Genomic DNA, 6,936 nt, shown 5'->3' on the forward strand with positions numbered 1-6,936 from the left:
AAAATTTGCTCCCGGATATATCACCAATCCCACTTTGGGGCAAGTGAAAGTAACGGTCTTATCCGCAACCACGCATTCCCCGTGAACGTGCCCACTATCAACTTCTAAACCGGAGGGCACATCCACGGAGAGGACCGAGTGAGCAGTTCGGTTGATTATCTCTATTACTTCACCTGCGAATCCCTTCACCGCTCCCTTGAGACCAATACCAAAGATGGCATCCATGAGTAAATCAGCTCGACTCAAGGAGGCTTCAAAATGGCCCAAGGTATTGGAATCCAAAACTTCATATGGGATGGAAAGAGCGTTTAAGGATCGGAAGGCATCGGATGCATCCTCGGAGAGTTCTTCATGGGAAGCTAACCCAAAGACCATAACCTTCACGCCAGCTTCGTGAAGAAAGCGAGCGGCTACGAATCCGTCGCCCCCATTATTTCCCTTCCCACAAACGGCAATGACCTCCCCTCGTCCGGAAACCATTTTCAAAACTTCCCTGGCCACTGCCTCCCCAGCTTTTCCCATGAGGATACGAGTGGATATCGCCAGTTTTCGGATGGCTTCCTCCTCAATCTGCTGCATCTCTTCGCCCGTTACGATGTACAAATATCCTCACCCCCGCCCCTGGCGAGAGCAAAGGCAATGGCACTTTCGTGGCTAAAGGAAAGGCTGATAAGGATATCTGAAACTCCCTTTTCTTCGGCTATTGAAGCTGCCTTCCCCCTCAGTCGAATGAAAGGCTTCCCGAAAGAATCTCGACAGATTTCAAGATCTGTCCACTTTATCCCCCTAAGACCCGTTCCCAGAGCCTTTAGAACAGCTTCTTTAGCTGCGAAACGCACTGCAAAATGAAGATGGGGTCTTAACCGACTCTGGCAATATTCCTGTTCCTGGAGGGTAAACAGTCTGGATAGAAGACGGGGATATTTTTGGATGGCTCTCTCCATGCGGTGAATTTCCACGATATCCACACCGATTCCCTTTACCATGTACTCTCCTACCTTTTTAACCCTCAAACGTTAAGAGTTCTCAAATTTTTAACTTTGCTCTTTGTCGCTCGTCACATCGTCTCTCGTCGCTCGAAAAATATGATCAAGAGTCGAGTTACGAGAGTCGAAGGTCGTTTTCTAACTTATTCGACGGTAACGCTTTTTGCTAGATTCCGAGGTTGATCCACGTTGCACCCCCTCAATTTGGCTATGTAGTATGCAAAGAGCTGAAGGGGAATCACCGCAGGAACGGGGGAAAGAAACTCTGGAGTTTTGGGAATATAGAATATGTGATCGGCTTGTCTTTTTATCTCCTGATCTCCCTCCGTAGCTACTGTGATAACTTTGGCTCCTCGAGCTTTCACTTCTTGAATATTGCCCATTATCTTATCATATACCGATCCCTTCGTGCATACGGCTACTACTGGAAAGTCCTTATCTATTAGAGCAATTGGTCCATGCTTCATCTCCCCAGCTGGATTACCTTCGGCATGGACATAAGAAATCTCCTTGAGCTTGAGTGCTCCTTCCAGAGCGACGGGGAGTCCCACACCCCTTCCCAGGAATAGAAAGTTTGATCGGTTGGCATATTTTTGGGCACAGTCTTTAATGTAATCAGTATCCGCCAAAACTTTCTCGGCTTTTTCGGGTAATAATCGCATCCCCGCCGTAATATCATTCACTTCCTCTCTGGAGAGGATGGCTCGAACGTCGCCTAAATACAGTGCTAAAAGGTAGAGGGCGACCATTTGAGCGACCAAGGTTTTGGTGGCGGCAACACCGATTTCAAGACCTGCATGGGTGTAAAGGATGCCATCGGCTTCTCTGGTCACGCTACTACCCACGACGTTGGTTATGGCCACCACCTTTGCCCCTTTTTGCTTCGCCTGCCGAACGGCAGCCATGGTATCAGCGGTTTCCCCCGATTGGGTAATGGCAATGACCAAGGTATTTGAGTTGATAACCGGTTCTCTATATCTAAACTCGGAGGAAATCTCGATCTCCACCGGAATGCGTGCCCAACGCTCAATGACGTATTTGCCGACCAATCCCGCGTGAAAGGAAGTTCCGCAGGCAACCACGAATACTTTATCAAGATTCTTTACCTGATCCTCGGTGAGTTCAACTTCATCGAGTAGAATGCGGCCATCCGTTGCTATCCTCCCCCGCATCGTCTCGCGAATGGCAACCGGTTGCTCATAAATCTCCTTGAGCATAAAATCGTCATATCCCGCCTTTTCAGCCGCCTCCAGATCCCATTTCACCCTGAAAGTTTCTCGGGAAATTGGTTGATTATCGAGGGTGGTTATTTTGATTCCACTTCTGGTCACTTCCGCCACTTCTCCATCTTCCAAAATTATGACTTCCCTGGTATGGGGTAAAAGAGCGGGAATATCGGAGGCAATGAAGTATTCCCTTTTTCCTACACCGAGGATAAGGGGGCTGTCCTTTCGCGCAGCCACCATCTCATTCGGATGATTCTTGCAGATTACCGCAAGGGCAAAGGATCCTTTCACCTTCTTTAGGGCTTCCCGCACGGCTTGCGATAAATCTCCCGAGTAGCTTTCTTCAATGAGATGGGCGATTGTTTCCGTATCTGTTTCCGAAGTAAAGCGGTGACCTTTAGATTCTAATTGCTCTCTTAAGGATGAAAAATTCTCAATGATCCCATTATGGACAATAGCGATAGTGCCAGTGCAATCGACATGTGGATGAGCATTCCTCTCACAAGGACGTCCATGTGTTGCCCATCTGGTATGTCCAATCCCCAAGCCTCCATGGGGAGCATTTTTCATCACAATCTTAATTAATTCATCGAGATGACCTTGTTTCCGGATTATCTTGACTTCGCTGTCGTTATCCAAAACCGCAATTCCCGCGGAGTCGTAGCCTCTGTATTCCAACCTCTTTAAACCATCCAACAAGATGGGAGTGGAATCTTTCTCCCCGATATATCCTATGATTCCGCACATCATAAACCTCCACTTTATTCCAGTTGATGGTCCATGGTCGCAATAAATTAAAAATAAATTTTTCATTTGCTGAAATATCGAATATCAGCTATCGACCATCGACTGCTCCTTATGAGAGTTCTTTCTCTATTACAGCCGCGATTTCATGGGCGATGGAGTTTGCTTCCCCCTCATCTTCGCTCTCCACCATGACCCTTACCATGGGTTCAGTGCCCGAAGCACGGACCAAAACCCTCCCTCTACCCTTAAAACTCCCTTCGGCGGCTTTGATCGCCCTCTTGATCCGTTCCGACTTGTTCAACTTTTCCTTGTGAACTGCATGGACATTTAGAAGCACCTGAGGGAATCGGGTCATTACCTTCTTCAGTTCGGAAAGCCTCTTGCCCGTATCCCTAATCACAGCCATGAGTTGTAAAGCGGTGACGATGCCATCGCCAGTTGTGTTAAGGTCTAAGAATATTACGTGTCCCGATTGTTCACCGCCTAAAGATATCTTCTTTGCGAGCATCTCCTCCAAAACATAGCGATCTCCAACCTTGGTTTTGATCACCTTGATCCCATGCCTCTCCATGGTAAGATCAAAACCCATATTTGTCATAATGGTGGTAACAACGGCATTATTCGGCAACTCACCGAGCTTTTTGAGGTGAATGGCGCAGATGGCCATGATGAAATCACCGTCAATTATCTCCCCCGTTTCGTCTACCGCGATTACCCTATCCCCATCGCCATCGTGGGCCAATCCCAAATCCACACTATGGGATCTCACGATTTCTTGAACATACTGAGGATAGGTGGAACCACAATTTAAATTGATGTTGAGTCCATTCGGACTCGCACCGAAGGTCAAAACTCTCGCCCCAAGCTCACGCAGGATCAGGGGGGAAGTTTGATGAGTGGACCCATTTGCACAGTCCAAGGCGACCTTAAACCCCTCCAATGCACCTGGAATCGTGTTTACGGCGTAATTCACATAATGCTCGATCGCGTCATCAATTTGAGAGATCGTTCCAACCCCAGCCGCCTTTTGTCTCGATTTCGAACCAGATTTCATTAGGGCTTCGATCTGGTCCTCCATCTCGTCAGAAAGCTTTAACCCATCTGCATCAAAAAATTTTATCCCATTGTATTCCACGGGATTATGAGAGGCGGAAATGACTACACCAGCGTTTGCTCCAAGAAATCTAGTCAGGAAGGCGATGGCAGGAGTGGGTATCACCCCAACTTTCATCGCATTGGCTCCGCTACAGCAAATTCCAGAGATAAGTGCACTCTCAAGAAGATCGCAAGAGATGCGCGTATCCTTCCCTATCACAATTTTCCCTTTTTCTCCCTTTGGAGTCAGAAAGGACGCTCCCGCCTCCCCCAATTTAAAAGCTAACTCAGGAGAGAGATCTTCATTAGCTATGCCCCGGACCCCATCGGTACCAAAAAGTCTGCCCAAAGGAACCTCCTTTAAATTCAAAAAAGAGGATTTTTGATAAAACTTTAAAAGCACCTCCAAGTACCGCCAATAAAATGGGAAGGCAGCCTCTGGGACTGCCATTTTGAGGTTTATCGCTTGGAGAATTGGGGAGCTTTACGAGCCTTTTTTAAACCGTATTTCCTCCGCTCTTTCATGCGCGGATCTCTGGTTAGAAATCCAGCTTTTTTGAGTTCATCTCTTAAGCCTTCATCAAATTCAACCAAAGCGCGGGAAATGCCGTGGCGCAGGGCTCCGGCCTGACCGGATATCCCTCCCCCTTCAAGCTTGGCTACGATATTGAACTTACTCAAGGTTCCCGTTAACTTCAATGGCTGCCTGACGGAAGTGCATAGAATCTTATTTCCAAAATATTCTTCAAGACCCTTGCCGCCGATATCAAATTCCCCCCTGCCGGGAACCAACTGCACCCGAGCTACGGATTCCTTTCTCCTTCCCGTGCCGTAATATACAGCTTCACTTTTCTTTGCCTCAGTCTTACCTTTTTTAGCTGCCGCTTCACTCTTTTTAGCCATGGAAATTGTTCCTCCTCAAATCCATCTTGGATATCTCAACTTCCGCTCTTAAAGCGAGAGCCGGATGGGTTTCGGCTTCTGGGCGTGATGCGGATGATCGGGCCCCGGGTATACCTTCAATTTCTTAAACATCGCCCGACCCAGGCGATTGTGGGGGAGCATTCTCCTCACCGCTTCCTTGATTACAAATGTCGGCTTTTCCTTCAGCAAAGTGCCATAATCGGTTGCTTTAAGTCCCCCAATATACCCCGTATGATGGTAGTATATCTTTTTTTCAGACTTTTTCCCTGTAAGTTTCACCTTCTCGGCATTGATGACGATGACAAAATCTCCCGTATCAATATGGGGAGTAAAAATGGTCTTATGCTTGCCCCGCAGTAACTTGGCCACCTGACTTGCCAATCGACCAAGGGGAACATCCTTGGCATCAACGAGCCACCATTCTCTGGTTACCTCTGAGGGTTTTGTCATGTACGTCTTCATTGTTTTCACCCAAAAAAGGCATTTAATCCGCCGATTGTCTATTAATCCTTAGATTATGAGAATTTAAAATCGAAGCTTAAGGCATCAATTTCAAAAGCGACAATTATACTAACAATAAATTATAACCCATGTCAAGGAAGCTTAATCGTAGCAAATGTTGCTCAGGAAGAGACCTTTGGCGGGCACAGTTGGTCCAGCCCTGTCTCGATCTTTCTTCTCCATGATTTCTGCCACCTGCTCAAGGGTTAAATTACCCAATCCCACCCTTATCAAAGTTCCTACGATGGTGCGAACCATCTTGTGTAAAAATGAGTCGGCTTTAATCCTAATGCAAAGCAAGTCATGGTGAACTTTCTTGCAGGATATTTCGAAGATCGTCCGGAAGGGATTGGAAATATCCGATTGCGCACAAAAAGCCGTAAAATCGTGGGTACCCAAAAAAAGTTTCGCCGCTTCCTGCATGGCATCAATATCTAAGGAGCTGGCAATGAAGTGGGAAAATTCGGCAAAGAATGGCGAGGGATGGTCCTTATTCATGATGAAATATTTGTATTCGCGAGAGGTGGCGTTGCGACGAGCATCAAAGGATTTATCGACCTCCTCGGCTTCTTTGACCGCAATGTCCCGAGGCAGAAGAGAATTTAAGGAACGCTGGAGTCGGAGTAAAGAAATTTGAGAACGGGTGCGGAAGTTGATCACCTGGTGTAAAGCGTGAACTCCGGCATCGGTACGTCCGGCGGATTTTACCACGATATTCTCCTGAAGGATTTGACTCAAAGTCTTCTCCAGTTCCCCTTGAATCGTGGGTAAGTTGGGTTGCCTTTGAAATCCGTGATAGTTGGTCCCCTTATATTCCATGACTAATTTTATATTCCTCATCGGAATCACTCCATTGGAGTATTTCTAGAGCCGTCCCATCGCTACCGAAACTATAAGAAGCAACGATGCTACCGTCCCAGCTAACCAGTCTTTTCCGCTCATTTCTAAAGCTTTTAGCCGAGTTCTGCCCTCTCCCCCCCTGTAACATCTGGATTCCATCCCTAAGGCTAGTTCATCCGCCCGGCGGAAGGCGCTAACAAATAGGGGAATCAGTAGGGGGAGAAAGCTCCTGGCGCGCCTTAAGATATTTCCGGATTCAAAATCGGCGCCTCGTGCCATCTGTGCCTTCATGATTTTATCGGTTTCCATCACCAGTGTAGGAATGAATCTTAAGGCAATGGTCATCATCATGGCCAGCTCGTGAGCGGGAATCTTTAATCTCCTGAAGGGACTAAGCAGATACTCCAATCCATCGGTGAGTTCAATGGGAGTTGTGGTCAGAGTGAGCAGCGAAGTTCCCAAAAGAAGTAGGATTAATCTGATACAAATGAATACTCCCATCTGAAGTCCCTCCTGAGTGATCCTTAAAGGACCCAGCTTCATCAAAATTGTTCCCGACGTGAATAAAAGGTGCATCGCAAAGGTAAAAATGATTATTAAGCGCAGGGGTTTGAGCG

Annotated in this window: 8 protein-coding genes; all 8 read right to left on the reverse strand. The window is 47.2% G+C overall.

Annotated elements, in window-relative coordinates:
- Positions 1-603, reverse strand: a 603-nt coding sequence (locus AB1466_05165) for an NAD(P)H-hydrate epimerase (GenBank protein ID MEW6189483.1), incomplete at its 3' end; no start/stop codon positions are given.
- Positions 591-986 (reverse strand): holo-ACP synthase, encoded by a 396-nt coding sequence (locus AB1466_05170; GenBank protein ID MEW6189484.1) that lies wholly within the window; start codon positions 984-986, stop codon positions 591-593. The genes AB1466_05165 and AB1466_05170, both read right to left, overlap by 13 nt.
- Before the next feature lie 143 nt (positions 987-1,129).
- Entirely contained in the window at positions 1,130-2,959 is a 1,830-nt protein-coding gene (gene glmS / locus AB1466_05175; protein MEW6189485.1) for a glutamine--fructose-6-phosphate transaminase (isomerizing), read from the reverse strand.
- A 109-nt stretch (positions 2,960-3,068) separates the two neighbouring features.
- Positions 3,069-4,403 carry a phosphoglucosamine mutase gene (glmM, locus tag AB1466_05180; GenBank protein ID MEW6189486.1) on the reverse strand — a complete coding sequence of 445 codons (1,335 nt, stop codon included), beginning with the start codon at positions 4,401-4,403 and terminating at the stop codon, positions 3,069-3,071.
- A gap of 110 nt (positions 4,404-4,513) precedes the next feature.
- Positions 4,514-4,957: a 30S ribosomal protein S9 gene (gene rpsI / locus AB1466_05185; GenBank protein ID MEW6189487.1), complete on the reverse strand. Its 444-nt coding sequence runs from the start codon at positions 4,955-4,957 to the stop codon at positions 4,514-4,516.
- A gap of 48 nt (positions 4,958-5,005) precedes the next feature.
- A complete protein-coding gene (rplM, locus tag AB1466_05190) occupies positions 5,006-5,440 on the reverse strand; it encodes a 50S ribosomal protein L13 (GenBank protein MEW6189488.1) in 435 nt (144 codons plus the stop codon).
- Between the two features lie 141 nt (positions 5,441-5,581).
- Complete coding sequence (gene truA / locus AB1466_05195; protein MEW6189489.1) at positions 5,582-6,319, reverse strand: tRNA pseudouridine(38-40) synthase TruA; 738 nt, start codon at positions 6,317-6,319, stop codon at positions 5,582-5,584.
- Between the two features lie 24 nt (positions 6,320-6,343).
- A partial coding sequence (locus AB1466_05200; protein ID MEW6189490.1) for an energy-coupling factor transporter transmembrane component T occupies positions 6,344-6,936 on the reverse strand: 593 nt, incomplete at its 5' end.

The organism is Actinomycetota bacterium, from assembly GCA_040755895.1.
In the GTDB taxonomy this organism is placed as follows: Bacteria; Actinomycetota; Aquicultoria; order Subteraquimicrobiales; family Subteraquimicrobiaceae; genus Subteraquimicrobium.

What these genes read in the sequence shown, in the direction of transcription:
- AB1466_05170 (MEW6189484.1), bottom strand. Translation starts at nt 986, where the DNA reads ATGGTAAAGGGAATCGGTGTGGATATCGTGGAAATTCACCGCATGGAG.
- glmS (MEW6189485.1), bottom strand. Translation starts at nt 2,959, where the DNA reads ATGTGCGGAATCATAGGATATATCGGGGAGAAAGATTCCACTCCCATC.
- rpsI (MEW6189487.1), bottom strand. Translation starts at nt 4,957, where the DNA reads ATGGCTAAAAAGAGTGAAGCGGCAGCTAAAAAAGGTAAGACTGAGGCA.
- rplM (MEW6189488.1), bottom strand. Translation starts at nt 5,440, where the DNA reads ATGAAGACGTACATGACAAAACCCTCAGAGGTAACCAGAGAATGGTGG.
- truA (MEW6189489.1), bottom strand. Translation starts at nt 6,319, where the DNA reads ATGAGGAATATAAAATTAGTCATGGAATATAAGGGGACCAACTATCAC.